17 protein-coding genes are annotated in these 19,659 nt (G+C 69.6%); 5 read left to right on the plus strand and 12 right to left on the minus strand.

The genetic code is table 11. The annotated features are described in order from the left end of the window. Positions 1–12: 12 nt before the first annotated feature. Positions 13–1,152: a GNAT family N-acetyltransferase gene (locus FHR96_RS14865; protein WP_183388477.1), complete on the minus strand. Its 1,140-nt coding sequence runs from the start codon at positions 1,150–1,152 to the stop codon at positions 13–15. A gap of 283 nt (positions 1,153–1,435) precedes the next feature. Here FHR96_RS14865 and edd point away from each other — a divergent pair, with 283 nt between their 5' ends. From edd to FHR96_RS14890, 5 genes are all read left to right on the plus strand, one after another. Beyond that, positions 1,436–3,322 (plus strand): phosphogluconate dehydratase, encoded by a 1,887-nt coding sequence (gene edd / locus FHR96_RS14870; protein WP_183388478.1) that lies wholly within the window; start codon positions 1,436–1,438, stop codon positions 3,320–3,322. A gap of 119 nt (positions 3,323–3,441) precedes the next feature. Continuing rightward, a complete protein-coding gene (gene glk, locus FHR96_RS14875) occupies positions 3,442–4,407 on the plus strand; it encodes a glucokinase (protein ID WP_183388479.1) in 966 nt (321 codons plus the stop codon). Continuing rightward, positions 4,404–5,459, plus strand: coding sequence for an aldose epimerase family protein (locus FHR96_RS14880; protein ID WP_183388480.1), 1,056 nt, complete (start codon positions 4,404–4,406; stop codon positions 5,457–5,459). Before glk ends, FHR96_RS14880 begins: the two co-directional genes overlap by 4 nt. After that, on the plus strand, positions 5,456–6,331 hold the full coding sequence (locus tag FHR96_RS14885; RefSeq protein ID WP_183388481.1) for an aldo/keto reductase: 876 nt from the start codon (positions 5,456–5,458) through the stop codon (positions 6,329–6,331). Before FHR96_RS14880 ends, FHR96_RS14885 begins: the two co-directional genes overlap by 4 nt. Positions 6,332–6,354: 23 nt before the next feature. Next, positions 6,355–7,311, plus strand: a complete 957-nt coding sequence (locus tag FHR96_RS14890; protein ID WP_183388482.1) for a carbohydrate kinase family protein — start codon at positions 6,355–6,357, stop codon at positions 7,309–7,311. Positions 7,312–7,405: 94 nt separating this feature from the next. Here FHR96_RS14890 and xylB read toward each other — a convergent pair whose 3' ends face one another. From xylB to cra, 11 genes are all read right to left on the minus strand, one after another. After that, entirely contained in the window at positions 7,406–8,893 is a 1,488-nt protein-coding gene (gene xylB, locus FHR96_RS14895; protein WP_183388517.1) for a xylulokinase, read from the minus strand. After that, complete coding sequence (locus FHR96_RS14900) at positions 8,893–10,377, minus strand: mannitol dehydrogenase family protein (protein ID WP_183388483.1); 1,485 nt, start codon at positions 10,375–10,377, stop codon at positions 8,893–8,895. Before FHR96_RS14900 ends, xylB begins: the two co-directional genes overlap by 1 nt. A 54-nt stretch (positions 10,378–10,431) precedes the next feature. Beyond that, entirely contained in the window at positions 10,432–11,064 is a 633-nt protein-coding gene (locus FHR96_RS14905) for a nucleoside triphosphate hydrolase (protein WP_183388484.1), read from the minus strand. A 221-nt stretch (positions 11,065–11,285) separates the two neighbouring features. Next, the gene (locus FHR96_RS14910) at positions 11,286–12,062 is read right to left on the minus strand and encodes an L-iditol 2-dehydrogenase (protein ID WP_183388485.1); all 777 of its coding nucleotides are present in this window, start codon (positions 12,060–12,062) and stop codon (positions 11,286–11,288) included. A gap of 31 nt (positions 12,063–12,093) precedes the next feature. Further along, entirely contained in the window at positions 12,094–12,780 is a 687-nt protein-coding gene (locus tag FHR96_RS14915) for an HAD family hydrolase (RefSeq protein WP_183388518.1), read from the minus strand. Positions 12,781–12,791: 11 nt separating this feature from the next. Next, on the minus strand, positions 12,792–13,937 hold the full coding sequence (locus FHR96_RS14920) for an ABC transporter ATP-binding protein (protein WP_183388486.1): 1,146 nt from the start codon (positions 13,935–13,937) through the stop codon (positions 12,792–12,794). A 109-nt stretch (positions 13,938–14,046) separates the two neighbouring features. Next, entirely contained in the window at positions 14,047–14,910 is an 864-nt protein-coding gene (locus FHR96_RS14925) for a carbohydrate ABC transporter permease (RefSeq protein ID WP_183388519.1), read from the minus strand. A gap of 39 nt (positions 14,911–14,949) precedes the next feature. After that, positions 14,950–15,840 (minus strand): carbohydrate ABC transporter permease, encoded by an 891-nt coding sequence (locus FHR96_RS14930; protein WP_183388487.1) that lies wholly within the window; start codon positions 15,838–15,840, stop codon positions 14,950–14,952. 70 nt (positions 15,841–15,910) lie between these two features. Next, on the minus strand, positions 15,911–17,224 hold the full coding sequence (locus FHR96_RS14935) for an ABC transporter substrate-binding protein (RefSeq protein WP_183388488.1): 1,314 nt from the start codon (positions 17,222–17,224) through the stop codon (positions 15,911–15,913). Between the two features lie 196 nt (positions 17,225–17,420). Next, the gene (locus FHR96_RS14940; protein ID WP_183388489.1) at positions 17,421–18,392 is read right to left on the minus strand and encodes a sugar-binding domain-containing protein; all 972 of its coding nucleotides are present in this window, start codon (positions 18,390–18,392) and stop codon (positions 17,421–17,423) included. A gap of 74 nt (positions 18,393–18,466) precedes the next feature. Beyond that, entirely contained in the window at positions 18,467–19,474 is a 1,008-nt protein-coding gene (cra, locus tag FHR96_RS14945; protein WP_183388490.1) for a catabolite repressor/activator, read from the minus strand. Positions 19,475–19,659 lie beyond the last annotated feature (185 nt).

The raw sequence follows: 19,659 nt of genomic DNA on the forward strand, positions 1-19,659 counted from the left end.
AGCCCCTGACGCTCACCGACAAACGCGAAACGGCAGGGCCTCTCCGGCGGCCTCGATATAGGCCGCGACGTGCTCGGCCTCCTCGTCGCAGAAGCGCGCTACCCCGGCGCGCAGGCGCGGGTCGGCGATATGGTGAAGCGAGGTCAGCCGGCGGGGCGCAAAACCTCGCGCCAGCTTGTGCTCGCCCTGGGTGCCGGGATCGAAGCGCTGCAGGCCGCGGGCCAGACAGTGCTCGATGCCCTGGTAGTAGCAGGTCTCGAAGTGCAGGCCGTCGGCCTCGATCTCGCTGCCCCAGTAGCGGCCATAGAGGGTATGGCAGCCCTGCAGGCACAGCGCCGCGGCCACCGGCCGCCCTTCCATTCGCGCCTGGACGAGCACCAGCGCCTCGGGCAGGTGGTGACGCAGACGAGCGAAGAAGGCCTCGTTGAGATAGCCCTGCCGCCCGCGTTCCAGGTAGGTGATCTGATAGCAGCGATAGAAATGCGCCAGGTCGGCCTCGCCGATCGCTTCGCCCTCCAGGCGGTGCAGGGTCAAGCCCTGCTCGGCGACTCGACGGCGCTCGCGGCGGATGGCCTTGCGCCGCTTGGAGGTCAGGGCGGCCAGGAAGCCGTCGAAGTCGCCGAAGCCATGATCCTGCCACTGGAACTGCACCCCGGCGCGGGGAATCAGGTCGGGCCGGGCCTCGCGCCAGGCGGCGACCTCGCCCTCCTCGGCGAACAGCAGGTGCCAGCTCGACAGCGCCGCGTTTTCCCAGCCCTCGGCCAGACAGCGGCGCGCGTCGAGGGGATCGACGTCCGCGGCCAGTGCCAGCCGAGGCCCCGGCGCCGGCGTGAAAGGGATGGCGCTGAGCCCCTTGGGATAGTAGCGCCCCCCGGCCCGCTCCCAGGCATCGGCCCAGGCCCAGTCGAAAACGTATTCGCCGAAGGAATGCTGCTTGTGATAATGGGGCAGCAGACCGACCAGGGTATCGCCGCGCCACAGGGTCAGGTGACGCGGCGTCCAGCCGGTATCGGCACTTACCGCGCCGCTGGCTTCCAGGGCATGCAGGAACTCGTGTCGCAGGAAAGGATGATCGTCGCCCACCAGGGCGTTCCAGGCCGACGCCGGCACCTCGGCGACAGCGGGTAGCTCGACGAGACACAGTCGACTCATGGGGACTCCCGACGGGGGCCGGCTGACAACAGGCCGGCGCAAGACCTACATTGTGCCCTAGTAGACGGTCGGGGTTAACGCCGCCCCCGCCAGCATGGCGTCGACACCCGCCGGCCCCGGACCGTGCACCGGGCCACGACGCCGCCCGCCCGACGGCCGGCATCCAGCCCGATTCAAGGTAAATTAATTACAACTATAGCCGTATAGCCCTACCCATTCCGACTTTTCGCCGCTATTTTTGTTAAACTTACGAAATCATTCGTTTCCCATGCCGAGGTGCCCCATGGCTCAAGCTTCCACGCCACTCAACGCCACCGTCCAGCAGGTCACCCAGCGCATCCGCGAGCGCAGCGCCGAACGCCGCGCGCTCTACGAGCAGCGCATGGCCGACCAGCACAAGCGCGGCGTTCACCGCGCCGAGCTGTCCTGCGGCAACCTGGCCCACGGCTTCGCCGCCTGCGGCACCCAGGACAAGGATTCGCTGAAGCTGATGAATGCGGCCAACCTGGGCATCATCTCGGCCTACAACGACATGCTCTCGGCGCACCAGCCGCTGGAAACCTTCCCCGAGACCATCAAGGACGCCGCCCGCGCCATGGGCTCCACCGCCCAGTTCGCCGGCGGCGTGCCCGCCATGTGCGACGGCGTCACCCAGGGCCAGCCGGGCATGGAGCTGTCGCTGTTCTCCCGCGACGTGATCGCCATGGCCACCGCCGTGGGGCTATCCCACAACATGTTCGACGCCGCCCTCTACCTGGGCGTATGCGACAAGATCGTGCCGGGGCTGTTCATTGCCGCGGCACGCTTCGGCCACCTGCCGGCCATGTTCGTGCCCGCAGGCCCCATGCCCAGCGGCCTGCCCAACAAGGAGAAGGCCCGCATCCGCCAGCTGTTCGCCGAAGGCAAGGCGAGCCGCGAGGACCTGCTCGAGGCGGAATCCGAGTCCTATCACAGCCCCGGCACCTGCACCTTCTACGGCACCGCCAACTCCAACCAGCTGATGATGGAGATGATGGGGCTGCACCTGCCGGGTACCTCCTTCGTCAACCCGGGCACCGAGATGCGCGAGGCGCTGACACGCTTCGCCACCGAGCAGGCGGTCCGTAACACCGAACCCGGCGGTGACTATCGCCCCTTCTACAAGCAGATCGACGAGCGCGCCATCGTCAACGCCGTGGTCGGCCTGTTGGCCTCGGGCGGTTCCACCAATCACACCATGCACCTGGTGGCGATGGCCGCCGCGGCGGGCATCACCCTGACCTGGGAAGACTTCACCGACCTCTCCGCGGTGACCCCCAGCCTGATGAAGGTCTATCCCAACGGCCAGGCGGACATCAACCACTTCCAGGCCGCCGGCGGCATGGCCTATCTATTCCGCGAGCTGCTCGGCGCCGGCCTGATCCACGGCGACATCCCCACGGTGTTCGGCACCGACATGACCGCCTACACCCGGGAGCCCTTCCTGGAAGACGGCAAGCTGACGTGGCGCGAGGGCCCCGAGGAGAGCCTCGATACCGACGTGCTGCGCGGCGTGGCGGATCCCTTCGCTGCCACCGGCGGGCTCACCGTGCTCGAGGGCAACCTGGGCCGCGGGGTGATCAAGGTCTCTGCAGTGGAAGAGGAGCACCGCGTAGTGGAAGCGCCGGTGCGGATCTTCGAGGACCAGAACGAGATGAAGGCGGCCTTCGACGCCGGCGAGCTGGACCGCGACGTGATCGCCGTGGTGCGCTTCCAGGGGCCCAAGGCCAACGGCATGCCCGAGCTGCACAAGCTGACGCCCTATCTCGGCGTGCTGCAGGACCGCGGCTACAAGGTGGCACTGGTCACCGACGGGCGCATGTCCGGTGCCTCCGGCAAGGTCCCCGCGGCCATCCACATGAGCCCCGAGGCGCTCGACGGCGGCCCCCTGTCCAAGCTGCGCGACGGCGACATCGCGCGCCTGGACGCCAACGCCGGCACCCTGGAGGCCAAGGTGGACGCCCATGTCTGGGCCGATCGCGAAAAACACGTGGCCGAACTCGATCACTATCACGTCGGCCTGGGCCGCGAGCTGTTCGGCGGCTTCCGCCACCTGGCCATGCGCGGCGAGGAAGGCGCCGGGGTGTTCGGCGGCTTCGAGGCCGACGACCTGGCCCGCCAGGCCGGCCAGATCCACGACGAGGACGCCTGAGGAACTCCCGCCATGACACGACCCGCCCTGTCCGGTAGAAACATCGAGAGGGGCGGCACCATGGCGGGCCACCTTGGCCGAGCCCTAGGCTAGCCCCTGAGAAGACCCGAGACGAAGCCATGACACGACCCGCCCTTATCGGCGACATCGGCGGTACCAACGCCCGCCTCGCCCTGGTCACGCCGGGGGCCTTCGAGCCCCACGACATCCTGAGCCTGCCCTGCGCCGACTACCCCGGCCTGGTCGAAGCGGTGCGCGACTATCTGGAGCGGGTCGGCGCCGTGGGCGATGCCGCCCCGCGCGAGGCCTGCCTGGCATTCGCCTGCCCGATCCGCGGCGACCGGATCAAGATGACCAACAACCCCTGGTCGTTTTCTCGATCCGAGGTCCAGGCGGCCCTGGGGCTGACGCTGTTCAAGGCGATCAACGACTTCACCGCCCAGGCCCTGGGCGTGCCCCACGTGGCCGATGACGACCTGTTCGAGGTTCAGCCCGGCGAGGCGATTCCCCATGCCGCGCGGCTGGTGATCGGCCCCGGCACCGGTCTCGGCGTGGCCGGCGTCTTTCCCGGCCGCCACGCCTGGATCCCGCTGGCCACCGAGGGCGGCCACGTGACCTTCGCCCCCACCGACGAGCGCGAGCACAACCTGCTGCGCCACTTCCGCAACCGCTACGGCCGCATCTCGGTGGAGCGGCTGTTGTGCGGCCAGGGGCTGCTCGACCTCTACCTGGCGCACTGCTCGCTGAAGGGCACCAACCCGCGCTACTCGACGCCCGCCGAGGTGACCGAGGCGGCCGGCGACGACAGTGTGGCTCGTGATACCCTGCTGCGTTTCCTGAAGATTCTCGGCGACGTCAGCGGCGATGCCGCTCTCACCATGGGCGCCCGAGGCGGGGTCTACCTGTGCGGCGGCATCCTGCCGCGGCTGCTCGACTGGCTGCCGCAGAGCCGCTTCCGCGAGGCCTTCGCCGACAAGGGCCGCATGAGCGCCTATACCGCCGAGCTCCCGGTCCGGGTGGTCACCGCCCCCTGGACGGGCCTGCTGGGCGCCGCCGAGGCCCTGCACAATGAGGAGGTCGAATGATTCCCGCATCTCTGCGCGCCCTGCTGGACGCCACCGACGGACAACGCCGCGCCGAATGGGCCGGCCGCGAGGTATGGCTGGCCCGCGAGGCCTGGGGCGAACTCGTGGTGTCGCTCCAGGGCGCCCAGGTGCTTCACTATCTACCCGCGCCCGAAGACGCGCGCGCTGAGGGCTCGCTTTCTAATGCGCCCGAAGATGCACAAGCCGCAGGCGCCTCACCGTCGCCCGAAGACGCGACCGCTGAAGGCTCGCTATCCAATGCGCCGCTCTCTAACGCGTCCGAAGACACGCGAACGCGCAGCCCGGATCAGAGCGAGGAAGCCCTGGTGGCCGGCGGCTGGCTGTGGGTCACGCCCACGCCCCAGGCGCTGCCCGGCGCCATCCGCGGCGGCATCCCGCTGTGCTGGCCGTGGTTCGCCGATGAGAACACCGCCGACGAGTCCCCGGACCGTTCCGGTCCGATGCACGGCCCGGCGCGCAAGGCCGACTGGCGCCTGGATGCCGTGGACGAGCACGAGGAGGGCGTCGAGCTGCATCTCTCGCCGCTCGAGCGCCTGCACTCCCAGCTGGTGCCGCGGGCGGTGATCCAGGCCAACGCCAAGCGCCTGCACGTGGAGCTGGTCACCGAGCATGTCGGCGAAACCCCGGTCAAGATCACCGGCGCCCTGCACAGCTACCTGGCGGTGGACGACGCCAGGGCCTGCCGGATCGAGGGACTCGCCGGCGCCCGCTACCTGGACAAGCTCGCCGACTTCGCCGAGCGCGAACAGCAGGGCGAGCTCGGCGTTCGCGGCGGGCTGGACCGCATCTACCACACCAACGCCGAGCTCACCCTGGACGACGGCAGCCAACGGCTGCGCGTTGCCCGGCAGGGCAGCGATTCGGCGGTGGTGTGGAACCCGGGCGACGACCGGCCGGCGGACACCTCGGCCGCCGCCGGCCGCCGCTTCCTGTGCATCGAATCCGCCAACACCCGGCTCGACCCGGTGTGGCTGGTGCCCGGCGCCCAGCACCTGCTGGGCACCACCCTCTCCCTGGCGAACGACGCATGAGCGCCGCGCCGGTGTTCGACGCGCCCTTCGCGCTGGGCATGATGGCCCTGCACGAAGCCCCGGCACTGCACGCCCCCGAGCGGCTGGCCGACTGGCTCGAGGCGCGCCTCGACCAGGGCCTGCACTGGTTCGACCACGCCGACATCTACGGCGACCGCGCCGGCGAGCGGCTGTTCGGCGACGCGCTGCGCGCCCGCCCCGGCCTGGCTTCGCGAGTCAAGGTGGTGACCAAGGCCGACATCGTGACGCCCGAGCGCGACGCCTCGTCGTTCGCCGTCAAGCACTACGACAGCTCGGCGACCTACGTGGCCCGAGCCATCGACGACGCCCTCGAACGCCTGGGCGTGGAGCGCCTCGACCACTTCCTGCTGCATCGCCCCGACCCGCTGATGGACGCCGAGGCCACCGGCCGCGCCCTGGACGACGCCATCGCCGCCGGCAAGCTCGGCGCCGCCGGCGTCTCCAACTTCCGCCCGGAGGCCTGGCGGCGGCTGCAGGCCGCCATGCACGGCCGCCTGTCGGCCCACCAGCTGCAGCTGTCGCTGGATCACCCGCAGCCGCTGTTCGACGGCCTCTTCGATGCCCTGATCGGCGACGGCCAGGCCCCCATGGCCTGGTCGCCGCTGGGCGGCGGCCGGGTACTGACCGGCCCGGCGCGCTCCCTGCTGCTGTCCCAGGCCGAGGCCTTCGGCGTCAGCCCTGCCGGGCTGGCACTGGCCTGGGTGCGCGCCCTGCCCGGCCGGCCGCTGCCGGTGATCGGCAGCCTCAAGCCCGAGCGCATCGAGACGCTGTGCCGGGACGCCGCGCTCGAACTGCCGCGTCCGGCCTGGTTCGCCCTGCTCGAGGCCGCCCGCGGCCACGAGGTGGCCTAAATCCATCATGAGGAACCACGACCATGCTGCCCGTTATCGCCTTCGGTGAAGCCCTCGTCGACATGCTCTCCAGCCGCCTGGGGGACGCCGCCGACGGGACCCCGGAGACCTTCACCCCCTACGCCGGCGGCGCTCCGGCCAACGTCGCCGTGGCCTGCGCGCGGCTCGGCGTGCCCAGCCGCTTCCTCGGCATGCTCGGCGACGACCACTTCGGCGATTTCCTCGCCGAGGCACTGGCCGCCCAGGGCGTCGACCTCTCCGGCGTTTGCCGCACCCGCGAGGCGCGCACGGCGCTGGCCTTCGTCTCCCGGGATGCCGACGGCGAGCGCACCTTCGACTTCTATCGGCCGCCCGCCGCCGACCTGCTCTACCGCCTGGAGCACCTGCCGGCCGGCGTGTTCGCCGAGCCGGCGATCCTCCACCTGTGCAGCAACAGCCTGACCGACCCCGAGATCGCCGAGACCACCCTGGCCATGGCCGAGATGGCCGCCCGAGCCGGCTGCGTGGTCAGCGTCGACGCCAACCTGCGCCACAACCTCTGGGCCGAGGGCCGCGCCGACGCCGCCCTGGTCACCCGGCTGCTCGACACCGCCGACCTGCTCAAGCTCTCCCGAGAGGAGGTCGACGACCTGCGCGGCGACCATCCCGAGGAGGCCTGGCTGGCCGAGCGCCTGGCCGCCGGGGTCAAGCTGGCGGTGATCACCGACGGCGGCGGCGACGTGCGCGCCCTGGGCGCCGGCCTGTCGCTTTCGGTCGCGCCGCCGAACGTCGATCCCGTCGACACGACAGCGGGTGGTGACGCCTTCATCGGCGGACTGCTGGCGGCGCTGGCCGAGGGCCGCTTCGAGGCGGGCTGGCATCGCGACACGGCGGGCCTGGAAGCGGCGCTGGCCTTCGCCTGCCGCTGCGGCGCCCATGCCGTGACCCGCCCGGGCAGCTACGTCGCCCTGCCCACCCGGGACGATCTCGCCTCGGCCTGATCGCCCCCGGACACGACGACGCCCGATGACGGTTTCCGTCATCGGGCGTCGTCGTGTCCGGGCCCAGGGGCGATGGGCCCGGACGATTCCGGGATCAGGCCATCACGCCATGATGCTCGGCCAGCGCCCGACGATAGCGCGCATAGACCGCTTCGTAGGCCGCGACGCGCTCGGCGTCGGGCGCCGCCCGGGAGCTCTCGTCGAGGTGCACCAGCCGGGCGCAGAGCGCGTCCAGCGAGGCATCGGCGCCGCCCTCGCACCAGGCCGCCTGGATCGCCGCACCCAGCGCCGCGGCATCGGTGACCGCGGGGCAGATCACCGGGGTGCCGAGGATGTCGGCGACCATCTGCCGCCACACCGCGCTCTTCGCCCCGCCGCCGATCAGGCGAATCTCGCTGGCGTCCCGGGCCAGCCCGCCGAGCCGTTCGAGGCCATAACGCAGGCCGAAGGTCGCGCCCTCGACCACCGCGCGACACAGGTTGGCCTGGGTAGCGTTGACGTCGGTCAGGCCCAGGAAGCTGCCCGAGGCCTGGGGCAGCGGCGGGACCCGCTCGCCGTTGAAGAACGGCAGCACCGTGACGCCCTCGGCGCCGATCGGCGCGGCGGCCAGCCGCTCGCCGAAGGCCGCCAGGTCGAGGCCGAACAGCTCGCGCACCCGGGTGGTCGCCGAGGTCACGTTCATGGTGCAGATCAGCGGCAGCCAGCCGCCGTGGCTGGCGCAGAAGTTGGCGACCTGGGCATCGTCGGCGACCGCCGGCTCGGGGGAGTAGGCGCACACCGTGCCCGAAGTGCCGAGGCTCAGGGTCACCAGTCCGGGGCGAATGTTGCCGGTGCCGATGGCGCCCAGCATGTTGTCGCCGCCCCCGCTCGAGACCACCACGCCCTCGGCCAGCCCCAGCTCGCGAGCCAGCGCCGGCCGCAGCGTGCCGGCCGGCTCGCGGGAGCCAATCAGCCGCGGCAGCACGCGCTCCGGGTCGAGCTCCGGGGCGATCTCGGCCAGCACGTCCTCGCGCCAGCGGCGCGCGCGGGTATCGAAGTAGCCGGTGCCCGAGGCGTCGCCGGCCTCGGCGACCCGCTCGCCGGTGAGCCAGAAGTTGAGGTAGTCGTGGGGCAGCAGCAGGGTGGCGATGCGCCGATAGGCCTCGGGCCGGGCGTCGCGCAGCCAGGCCAGCTTGGAGGCGGTGTAGCCGGTCTGCAGCACCAGCCCCAGCCTGTCGAGGCAGCCGGCCTCGCCGCCCAGGCGCTCGACCAGGGCGGCGTTGTGGTCCGCAGTCTCGGTGTCGCACCACAGCTTGGCCGGGTGCACCGGCTCGCCGGCGGCGTCCAGGGCCACCAGCCCGTGCTGCTGGCCGGAGACGCCGATGGCACGGATCGCTTGGGGCTCGATGCCGGCGCGCGCCACGGCGTCATGCAAGGCACCGCGAAAGGCCTCGATCCAGTCGGCGGGCGCCTGCTCGCGGCGCCCGCCCTCCCCTGCTTCCAGCCGGTGGGGCCGGCTCGCCTCGCCGAGGATTCGGCCGCCGTCGATGTCGACCACCACCACCTTGGTGCTCTGGGTCCCGCAGTCCACGCCGATGTACATCATGAGTCCTCTCGTTCGATCAGCGCCTCCAGCGTAGCGCGTGCGCCGTCACGATGCAGGCTCTCCAGCGCCCACAGGTAGGCCTCGCGGAAGCGCTCCTCGTCCGCCAGGTCGCCGAACAGCTCGCGATTGTCGATGAAGGCGGTGGGGACGTCATGCTGCCGGCCGGCAAGCGACATCAGCTCGTCCTTGAGGCGATCGACGACCTCGATCGGCTCGCCCGCCTCGTCGACGCCCTCGGCGTAGCGCGCCCAACTGGCCACCACCGCCGCGGCGCGGTGCAGCTCGCCGCCGCGGGCGAGCTGCTCGCGAATCACCGGCAGCAGCCACTTGGGAATCCGATCCGAGCTCTCGGCGCACAGCCTGGCCAGGGTGTCCTTGACCTCGGGGTTGGCGAAGCGCTCGATCAGGGTGCGGCGGTAGGCATCGAGATCGACCCCGGGCAGCGGCGCCAGGGTCGGCGTCGCCTCGTGCGTCATGTAGCCGAGCAGGAAGTCGACGAACAGCGGGTCGGCGCTGGCCTCGTGGGCATAGCGGTAGCCGGCCAGGTAGCCGAAGTAGCACAGCGCCTGGTGGCTGGCGTTGAGCAGGCGCAGCTTCATCAGCTCATAGGGCTCGACGTCCTCGACCACCTGCACCCCGACCTCCTCGAAGGCGGGACGCCCGGCGACGAAGCGATCCTCGAGCACCCACTGGGTAAAGGGCTCGCAGACCACCGGCCAGGCGTCCTCGACGCCGAAGCGCGAGGCCAGTTCCTCGATGTCCTCGCCGGTGGTCACCGGGGTGATGCGATCGACCATGGAGTTGGGGAATGGCACCTCGGCCTCGATCCAGGCGGCGAGCTCGGCGTCGCGGGCACGGGCGAAGGCGGTGAACATGCGGTGCGCCACCTCACCGTTGCCCTGGATGTTGTCGCAGGACATCACCGTGAAGGGCGCGAGGCCGCGCTGGCGACGCCGCGCCAGCGCCTCGGTGATCAGCCCGAAGCTGGTGCGCGATGTAGCCGGCTCGGCCAGGTCGTGCCGCACGTCGGGGTTGTCGAGATCGAACTCGCCCGTTACCGGATGAAAGTTGTAGCCGCCCTCGGTGACCGTCAGCGAGACGATGCGGATCGCCGGGTCGGCCATCAGCTCGATCACCGCCTCGGGGTCGTCCGGCGCGTATCGGTAGTCGATGATCGAGCCGATTACCCGCGGCTCGTAGTGGCCGTCGGGATGCTTGACCACCAGGGTGTAGAGGTGATCCTGGGAGGCCAGCGCTTCCTGCATGCGCCGGTCGCCGGGCATCACCCCGACGCCGACGATGCCCCAGTCCAGCGCCTGGCCGCGGTTCATCAGGTCGTCGAGGGTCACCGCCTGGTGGGCGCGGTGGAAGCCGCCTACCCCGAAGTGGACGATGCCGGCACTCACGGCGGCGCGGTCAAAGGCCGGCGTGGATACCCGGGCATCCAGCCGGTCTAGATTGGCGGTGGCGAGTCGGGTCATGGGACGTCTCCTGCCGCGTATCGCGGTCAAATCGAAAGTGAGGGTGAGCGGCATTCAGTCGTCGGCAGCCCAGTGCAGGTCGGCGGCCACCGAGGCGGCCTTGATCAGGCGGGCGTTGAGCATGTCCTTGTGGCGAGCGCGCTCGATGGCGCCGGCCGGATCCTGCCCCATCTCCCGCCAGCGCTGGATCAGGCGCGCCTCGAGCAATTCGTCGGGCACATCGAGGAACAGCGTCATGTCGAACAGCGGCCGCAGCGCCGGCCAGGGCCCCTCGTCGAGCAGCAGGTAGTTGCCCTCGACGATCACCAGGCGATGCTCGGGGGTGATCAGCCGCCCGCCGGCCCGGGCCAGGTCCAGCGGCCGGTCGAAGACCGGCACGGCGACGGGGCGATCGGCGCGGCGGATGCGCTCCAGGTCGTGCCTGAGCCCGTCGCAGTCGAAGGTCTCCGGCGCGCCCTTGACGGGCACCAGCCCCCGGGGCTCGAGCACGGCGTTGTCGTAGTGGTAGCCGTCCATCGGCACCACCGCGGCGCTGCCGGGCTCGCGGGCGTTGAGCTCGCGGCACAGCCAGCCCGAGAGGAACGACTTGCCGGCGGCCGGCGGGCCCGCCAGGGCGACGATGAAGCGCCGGCGCTCCCCCGCCGCCTCCAGCACCCGCTCTGCCACCTCATGGATATTCGGATTCATCGTTGTTCACGCCTGGTCAATCCATCATGTCTTCGCACCTCGCCGTGAATGCCATCGTGGGCGCTCACGGCCCGGCAACCCGGCTGTCAGGCACGCCCCTCTCTGACAGGGCGCCTGACGGCGCCAATCGTTCAGCGAAGCTGAACTCCCACCATGCAACACCACCATGTCGCGTTTGGTCGTGCAGCGACTTCACACTGGTCTGCGTCGAAACCAAGCTGTCAGCTCATCCAGTTGCCACCGTCGACATTAAGCGTCTGCGCCACTACGTAATCGCTGTCGTCGCTGGCCAGGAACACCGCGGCGCCGGCGTGATCCTCCGGCCGGCCCATGCGGCCATAAGGCACCGCCTCCCCCACCAGGCGCTTCTTCTCGCCAAGGGGGCGACCCTCGTAGCGGGCGAACAGCGCATCGACCTCGTCCCACATCGGGGTGTCGACCACCCCCGGGGCGATGCCGTTGACGTTGATGCCGTGCTCGATGAGCGCCAGGCCGCAGGACTGGGTCAGGCTGATCACCGCCGCCTTGGAGGCGCAATACATGCTGACCAGCGGCTCGCCGCGTCGGCCGGCCTGGGAAGCCATATTGATGATCTTGCCGCCCCGGTCGCGCTCGACCATCGCCCGGGCCACCGCCTGCAGGGTGAAGAAGGCCCCCTTGACGTTGACCGCGAACTGCCTGTCGTAGCTGTCTTCGCTGACCTCGAGCACCGGGGCCATGTCGAACACCGCAGCGTTGTTGACCAGGATGTCGATGCCGCCGAAGCGCCGGACGGTCTCCGCGACCATGGCGTCGATGGAGGCGCGGTCGCAGACGTCCAGGCGGATGCCCGCGACGCGCTCGCCGCCGCCGAGGGCGGTCACGGCCTCGTCGATGGCCGCCGCGTCGATGTCGGCCACCACCACCCGGGCACCCTCGGCGAGATAGCGTTCGGCGATGGCCAGGCCGATGCCCCGTGCGCCGCCGGTGATCACGGCGACTCTGTCGTGAAGTTTCATGCTGTCGTCCTCGATGGAAGGTGGTATCGGCTCATCGGCCCGCGGCCGCCCGGCGCGCCCGTTGCCACTGCGCCACCAGCGCGGCCAGTTCGTCCATGTGCGACATCACTCGCCAGGCCCCCGCCTCGCGCAGGCGCTCGGCCTGGCCTGGCGGCACGTGGCTGGCGCCGATGAAGCCGATCACCGTCATGCCGGCGCGGTGGGCGGCGGTAACGCCGGAGACGCTGTCCTCGACCGCCAGGCAGTCATCCGGGGTACGCCCCAGGCGTGCCGCGGCGTGGCGATAGACCGCCGGATCCGGCTTGGGCTTCTCTACCTGGTCGGCGGTGAAGATCGGCGCCTCGCCCAGCCGCGCCGCGAGCCCGGTAGTCGCCAGCGACGCCAGCACGCGCTGGCGGCGGCTGTTGGAGACCACCGCCATCGGCAGGTCCAGCGCCGCGATGGCCCCGGCCACGCCATCGATGGCGCGCAGTTCGTCGGCCAGACGCGCCTCGATCTCGTCGTCGAGGCGGCCCAGGGCCTCGGGCGGAAGGCGATGGGCACTCAGGCCCTCGAGGTGAGCGAGGATGTCAGCGGTGGTCATGCCCAGTGCCTGGGCCAGCAGCCTCTCGACCTCGAGATCCGGCAGCCATTCGGCGAGCCGCTGGACCAGCGTGGCCTCGGCGATGGTCTCGCTGTCGACGAGCACGCCGTCGCAGTCGAAGATCAGGGTGTCCATTGGCATGCCCCTCATTCGCTGTCGGCGCTCGAGGCCATGCGGTTGTCCTGGCGCTTCAGGCTGGCCAGGGGATGCGCCTCGAGGCTCGGCAGGGCCAGGCCGTCGGCGTCGAACAGGTGGGCGCGCCCGGGTTCGAAGCCGAAGCGCAGCGTATCGTGGACCCGGTGGGCGACATCGCCGTCGGCCATGATGGTCACCGTCTGCTCGCCCATGCGCACATAGAGCGAGGTCTGGCCGCCCAGGCGCTCGAGGACCTGGATCTCGCCGGACAACGGGCCCTGGTCATCGAGCACCAGGTGCTCCGGCCGGATCCCCAGCTCGAGGGCCGTGCCCGCGGCCTGGTCCTGGCCCGCCACCGGCACCCGGGTGACGTCCCCGCCGGGCAGGCGCACGCTGACGCCCTCGGCGCCGGCCTCGGTGACCTCCACGGGCAGGAAGTTCATCTTCGGCGAGCCGATGAAGCCGGCCACGAAGCGGTTGCGGGGATGGTGATAGAGCTCCATCGGCGAGCCCACCTGCTCGACCACCCCGCCCTGCAGCACCACGATCTTGTCGGCCATGGTCATGGCCTCGATCTGGTCGTGGGTGACGTAGATCATGGTGGCGTCGAGCTCCTCGTGGAGGCGCGCCAGCTCGATACGCATCTGCACGCGCAGCGCCGCGTCGAGGTTGGAGAGCGGCTCGTCGAACAGGAAGATGCTCGGGTTGCGCACGATGGCGCGGCCGATCGCCACGCGCTGGCGCTGGCCGCCGGACAGCGCCTTGGGCTTGCGGTCGAGCAGCGGCTCGAGCTGCAGGATCCGGGCGGCCTCGAGGACCTTCTCGCGGCGCTCGGCCTTGGGCACCCCGGCGAGGCGCAGGCTGAAGCCCATGTTGTCCTCGACGGTCATGTGCGGGTAGAGCGCGTAGCTCTGGAACACCATGGCCAGGCCGCGGTCGGCGGGTCCCACCTCGTTGATGCGTTGCCCGTCGATGACGATGTCACCCGAGGTGGCACTCTCGAGCCCGGCGATCATGCGCATCAGGGTCGACTTGCCACAGCCCGAGGGGCCGACGAAGACCACGAACTCGCGGTCGTTGACCTCGAGGTCGACGCCCTTGATGACGTCGGTCTCGCCGAAGCTCTTGGTGATCTGCTTGAGTTGAAGCGTGGACATCAGGGAATCCTCGTTATTTGACGGCGCCGAAGGTCAGGCCACGGACCATTTGTTTCCGGGCTGGGCGAGAGCGCCAGCCAAAGACCAGCGTTTCGGCAGCGTCGGGCATTCATTTCACGGCACCGAAGGTGAGGCCACGGACCATTTGTTTTTGTGTGAGCCAGCCAAAGACCAGGATTGGTGCGATGGCCATGGTCGAGGCGGCAGAGAGCTTGGCCCAGAACAGGCCCTCGGGGCTCGAGAAGGAGGCGATGTAGGCGGTCAGCGGGGCGGCCTGGGAGGAGGTCAGGTTGAGACTCCAGAAGGCCTCGTTCCAGCTCAGGATCACCGCCAGCAGGCCGGTGGACGCGATGCCCGGCAGGGTCAGCGGCAGCAGCAGAAACCACACCTCCTGCAGGGTGCCGGCGCCGTCCATGCGGCCCGCCTCGAGGATGTCCTTGGGCAGGTCCTTGAAGAAGGTGTAGAGCATCCACACCACGATCGGCAGGTTCATCAGCGTGTAGACGATGGTCAGCCCGGTACGGGTATCGAGCAGGCCGACGTCGCGGAACAGCAGGTAGATCGGCACCAGCACCCCCACCGGCGGCAGCATCTTGGTGGACAGCATCCACAGCAGCGTGCCCTTGGTGCGCTTGGTGGGCAGGAAGGCCATGGCATAGGCCGAGGGAATGGCGATCAGCAGCGCCAGCAGGGTCGAACCGAAGGACACCACCACGCTGTTCAGCGCGAAGTGGAAGTAGTTGGCGCGACTCTGGACCTCGGCATAGCTGTCCAGGGTCGGCGAGAAGACCAGGCTGGGATCGGCGACGGCCTCGGCCTCGGTCTTGAAGCCGGTCAGTACCATCCAGAAGATCGGAAAGAAGATCACCCCGGCAACCGTCCAGCCGAGTACGGTCAGCCACAGGCGCCGGCTAGACAGCGCCGCGAACAGGGGGCTGGGCGTCGCCTTCGGCACACTGCCGGCGGCGCTCATCGATTTGGTTCTTGCGGTGGTCATGGCGACTCTCCCGAATCAGCTTTCCAGGTTCCTGGCCACCATGCGGACCAGGAAGACGGCGACGATATTGGCCAGCACGATCGCCACCACGCCGCCGGCGGAGGCCATGCCCACGTCGAAGTCGAGCAGCGCGCGGATGTAGATCAGGTAAGCCAGATTGGTGGTGGCCAGGCCCGGGCCGCCCGAGGTGGTGACGAAGATCTCGGCGAAGATGGTCAGCAGGAAGATCATCTCGATCATGATCACCACGCTGATCGCGCGCTTGAGGTGCGGCAGGGTGATGAAGAAGAAGATCGCGATGGGCCCGGCGCCGTCCATGCGTGCCGCCTCGACCTGGTCGTCGTCCAGCGACTGCATGGCGGTGAGCAGGATCAGCAGCGCGAAGGGCAGCCACTGCCAGGCGACGATGATGATGATCGAGGTCAGCGGCAGCGACGAGAACCAGTCCAGCGCCGGCAGGCCCAGCGACTCGGCCAGCCAGGCCAGAACGCCGTTGGCCGGATGCATCATCATGTTCTTCCAGATCAAGGCGCTGACCGTGGGCATGACGAAGAACGGCGAGATAGCCAGCACCCGAGCGATGCCGCGGCCCAGGAACTCCTGCTGGAACAGCACCGCCAGCAGGGTACCGCCGACCACGGTGATCGCCAGCACCCACCCGACCAGCAGCAGGGTGGTGCCGATGGCCGACCACAGCGCCGGGTCGGTGAACAGGTACTCGTAGTTTTCCAGCCCGGCGAAGCCGGTCATGCCGGGCATCAGCAGGTTGTAGCGCTGCAGCGAGAACCACACGGTCATCGCCAGCGGTACTATCATCCACAGAAACAGCAGGGAGACGGCCGGCGCCTGGAGCGAGAGGGTACGCAGCCCTCCGACCGTGCGTCCGGAGGATCGTGTCTTGTTCATGATCTGACCCATGGGAGGTGGAAGGTGGAGAGCGGCCGGCCGAGGCCCTGCCCCGGCCGGACCGGACGGCTCAATCGAAGTAGCCGGCACGTTCCATGGTGCGCTGGGTGGCGCGCTGGGCGGCCTGCAGGGCCTGCTCGACCGAGGTCTCGCCGGTCAGCGCCGAGGCCACCATCTGGCCGACCTGGGTGCCGATCGACTGGAACTCGGGGATGCCCACGAACTGCACGCCGACGTAGGGATTGGGCTCCAGGGTCGAGTCCTTCGGGTCGGCGCCCTGGATGGCGTTCAGCACGAAGTCGGCGAAGGGCGCAGCTTCCTGGTAGTTGGGATTCTCGTAGGTGGAGACGCGGGTACCCGGGGGCACGCTGGTCCAGCCTTCTCGCTCGCCGACCAGGTCGACATACTCCTGCGAGGTCGCCCAGGCAATGAACTCGCGGGCCGCGTCCTTCGAGTCGGACGAGGCCGGAATGGCCAGCGCCCAGGACCACAGCCAGTGCGAGCCCTTGGGCGTCTTCGCGACCGGCGCCGGGGCGAAGCCGAGCTGGTCGGCCACCGTCGATTCATCCGGGTTGTAGAGCTTGCCTGCCGCCGAGGTGGCGTCGACCCACATGGCGCAGTTGCCGCGGGAGAACAGCGCCAGGTTCTCGTTGAAGCCGTTGGAACTGGCGCCGGGCGGGCCATAGTCGTTCAGCAGGTCGACGTAGAAGCCGATCGCTTCCTGCCATGCAGGGGAGTCGATCTGCGGCTGCCAGTCCATGTCGAACCAGCGCCCGCCGAAGGTGTTAACCAGGGTCGAGACGAAGGCCATGTTCTCGCCCCAGCCCGGCTTGCCACGCAGGCAGATGCCGTAGGTCTCGTTGTCGGGGTCGTGCAGCTGGCCGGCCCAGTCGCGGACCTGCTCCCAGGTCGGCTGCTCGGGCATCTCGATGCCGGCGTCGTCGAACAGATCCTTGCGGTAATAGAGCATCGAGCTCTCGGCATAGAACGGCAGCGCATGCAGGGTGCCGTCGTCGTCGCTCAAGCCGTCGCGCACCGACTTCAGCAGATCGTCGACCCGGTAGTCGGCAGGCAAGTCGTCGAGCGGTGCCAGCCAGTCGCGCTCGGCCCAGATGGGCACCTCGTAGGTCCCGATGGTCATCACGTCGAACTGGCCGCCGCCGGTGGCGATGTCGGTGGTCAGGCGCTGGCGCAGCACGTTCTCCTCGAGCACCACCCAGTCCAGGCTGATGTCCGGATGGGACTGCTCGAAGGCGTCGGTCAGGCTCTGCATGATCACCATGTCGTTGTTGTTGACGGTGGCCACGGTGATGGTCTCGGCCTGGGCGGCGGTGGCACCGGCCGCGGCCAGGCCGACGAGGGGGATCGCACGGGACAGCTTCATGGTGTGCTCCTTGGTGGGAGGATGTTGTGTTGTTGTCGAAGGCGTGTCGCTGACTTGATCAATCTACTCATCTTTCGATCAAATGATCGAACACCACCCCAAAAAAAGCAAAGCCATGGGAGTTAGACTTTCGGGTATATCGCAGAACGGTCCTACCGACGAGACGGCAGGCACATGGTGGGCGGGCGCCTGCGGATCAGGCGCTCTCGCGAGCCGCCATCTCGGTGTCGACGATGAAGCGGGCGGCGTGCTCGTCGGTGACCAGGCCCTTGAGCCAGCCGCCGCGCAGCGCGGCGAGAATGGCAGGCCCCTTGTCGCGTCCGCCGGCCAGCGCCACCAGGGTCTGCTCGAGGAACATCTCCAGCGGCAGGCTGGTAACCCGCCGGCTGGTGGAGCAGTCGACCAGTTCCCCCTGGGCATTCATCGGCCAGCCCAGCAGCTCGCCGACGGCGCCGCCGGAGATCAGCTCGTCGAGTTCGGCCTCACTGATGAAGTGATCCTGGAACAGGGTCGCCTGGCGATCGATCCGCCCTACCCCCACGAAGGCCGCCTCGGCCTGCCGGGCCACCTCGGTAATGGCCCGGAACAGCGTCTGCTCGCGCAGCGCCTCCTTCTCCGACACCGAGCCGGCGACCACCGGTGCCGGAAGCAGGAAACGCTCACCGCCGGTCTTGTCGGCCAGGATCATCACGCCGTCATAGCGGTTGGCCGAGCCGTCGCGGGCCACGTTGCCGACCAGGGAGACGAAGCGATGCTGGGGACGGTCGATGCGGCTGAGCGCCTCCACCGTCGCCCGCACCGAGCGGCCGGTGCCCAGCGAGAGCGTCAGCGGTTCGCTGCGATCGAGGTAGCGGGAGAGACGCTCGGCGGCGGCGACCGCCAGGTAACGAGCTTCGCTGTCCGAGGTCCCGGCATCGGCGGGTGCCACGTCACAGAATTCCAGGCCGAAGCGGTCGCGGATCGCTTCGGCCAGGGCCATGCAGTTGGCGATCGGGTGGTCGACGCGGACCTTGACCAGGCCCTCCTGGCGGGCCAGCGCCAGCAGCCGCTGCACCCCGGGACGCGAGACACCCAACTGGGCGGCGATCTCATCCTGGGTGCGACCGCCGACGTACGACAGCCAGGCGGCTCGCGCGGCCTGATCCAGCTTTACCTCGAACTTGTCCACGACTCGGCACTTCCTGCATGGCGGTGATCGGCAAAATCATCGCAAGCCTGCCGCGCCGGCACAATGCCCCCGTGTCAGGAGGCCGCGACGCCTTGAGCCGCCCCGGCACGCCAGCGCATCAGCCGCGGGATGACCTCGCGACCCAGCCGCTGCTCGCCCCGGGCGGCGACCAGCGCGCTGTCCAACGCCGCCTCGGCCATGCGATCGTGGTCCTGAACCGCGGAATTGACCGCCAGCGGCAGGAACTCCAGCAGCCGGCTGTCACCGAAGGTCGCCAAGCGCAGCGAATCCGGCAGCCCGCCGGCCTCGAGCAGGGTGTCGAGCACGCCGTCGAACAGCGAGTAGGAGGCGGTAACCAGCGCATCCGGCAGGCCATGCTCGTCGAGCACGCGGCGCATCAGCCGCGCGCCCTCGGCGCGGTCGTAGCGCTCGCCGGCCAGCGACAGCGACGGCACGTCGCGTCCCGCGAGGGCGCGCTGGAAACCAGCACGCCGTTCCTGGGTGATCGACAGCCAAGGCACCGCATCGAGCCACACCACGCGTGACACCCCATCCTCCAGCACCGAGGCGCCCAGGCGTTCGGCGGCCTCGGCGTCGTTGCTGACCACGCTGGCGAAGTGCTCGGCATCGAACCCCCGGTCGACGGCCACCACCGGCAAGCCCTCGGCCTGCAGCTCGGCGTAGAAGGGATCGTCCATGGGCAGGCTGCTGGCGGTGATCAGCACCTCGCAGCGCCTCGCCCGCAGCGCCAGCGCCAGGTCGCGCTCCACCTCGGGGCGGTCGTCGGAGCCGGCAATCAGCAGTTGGTAGCCGGCCTCCCGTGCGCCGCGCTCCAGCCGCTTGGCCAGCCGCGCATAGGTCACGTTCTCCAGGTCGGGCACGATCAGCCCCAGGGTGCGGCTGGAGCCGCGCCGCAGAGCGGCCGCCTGGGGATCGACCCGATAGCGATGGCGGTCCACCACCGCCATCACCTTGTCGACGGTTTCCTGGCTGATCCGCCGTTTCTCGGCCTGGCCGTTGATGACGTAGCTGGCCGTGGTGCGCGAGACCCCGGCCAGACGAGCGATTTCCGCGAGCGTCATGGACTCCCCCTAGACTGTTGGGAAGCATTCTACGCCGGACCGCCCCCTGACGCCCCCTGCCAAAGTCGTAGACGATCGACCTTGCCAAGCGGGGTGAAGCGATCCAGCATTCACCGTATTGAAGGTGACACGATTCACCTTGCATACACAAGACGCTGCAACGCCTCGGGAACCACGGAACGGCC

It is taken from the genome of Halomonas organivorans, assembly GCF_014192055.1.
In the GTDB taxonomy this organism is placed as follows: Bacteria; Pseudomonadota; Gammaproteobacteria; order Pseudomonadales; family Halomonadaceae; genus Halomonas; species Halomonas organivorans.

Bases quoted from the DNA above. Each gene is read 5' to 3' on its own strand.
- cra (WP_183388490.1), bottom strand. From the start codon at position 19,474: ATGACGCTCGCGGAAATCGCTCGTCTGGCCGGGGTCTCGCGCACCACG.
- FHR96_RS14880 (WP_183388480.1), top strand. From the start codon at position 4,404: ATGATTCCCGCATCTCTGCGCGCCCTGCTGGACGCCACCGACGGACAA.
- FHR96_RS14890 (WP_183388482.1), top strand. From the start codon at position 6,355: ATGCTGCCCGTTATCGCCTTCGGTGAAGCCCTCGTCGACATGCTCTCC.
- FHR96_RS14920 (WP_183388486.1), bottom strand. From the start codon at position 13,937: ATGTCCACGCTTCAACTCAAGCAGATCACCAAGAGCTTCGGCGAGACC.
- FHR96_RS14865 (WP_183388477.1), bottom strand. From the start codon at position 1,152: ATGAGTCGACTGTGTCTCGTCGAGCTACCCGCTGTCGCCGAGGTGCCG.
- FHR96_RS14905 (WP_183388484.1), bottom strand. From the start codon at position 11,064: ATGAATCCGAATATCCATGAGGTGGCAGAGCGGGTGCTGGAGGCGGCG.
- FHR96_RS14935 (WP_183388488.1), bottom strand. From the start codon at position 17,224: ATGAAGCTGTCCCGTGCGATCCCCCTCGTCGGCCTGGCCGCGGCCGGT.
- edd (WP_183388478.1), top strand. From the start codon at position 1,436: ATGGCTCAAGCTTCCACGCCACTCAACGCCACCGTCCAGCAGGTCACC.
- FHR96_RS14900 (WP_183388483.1), bottom strand. From the start codon at position 10,377: ATGACCCGACTCGCCACCGCCAATCTAGACCGGCTGGATGCCCGGGTA.
- FHR96_RS14910 (WP_183388485.1), bottom strand. From the start codon at position 12,062: ATGAAACTTCACGACAGAGTCGCCGTGATCACCGGCGGCGCACGGGGC.
- FHR96_RS14885 (WP_183388481.1), top strand. From the start codon at position 5,456: ATGAGCGCCGCGCCGGTGTTCGACGCGCCCTTCGCGCTGGGCATGATG.
- FHR96_RS14925 (WP_183388519.1), bottom strand. From the start codon at position 14,910: ATGAGCGCCGCCGGCAGTGTGCCGAAGGCGACGCCCAGCCCCCTGTTC.
- xylB (WP_183388517.1), bottom strand. From the start codon at position 8,893: ATGTACATCGGCGTGGACTGCGGGACCCAGAGCACCAAGGTGGTGGTG.
- FHR96_RS14915 (WP_183388518.1), bottom strand. From the start codon at position 12,780: ATGGACACCCTGATCTTCGACTGCGACGGCGTGCTCGTCGACAGCGAG.
- FHR96_RS14930 (WP_183388487.1), bottom strand. From the start codon at position 15,840: ATGAACAAGACACGATCCTCCGGACGCACGGTCGGAGGGCTGCGTACC.
- glk (WP_183388479.1), top strand. From the start codon at position 3,442: ATGACACGACCCGCCCTTATCGGCGACATCGGCGGTACCAACGCCCGC.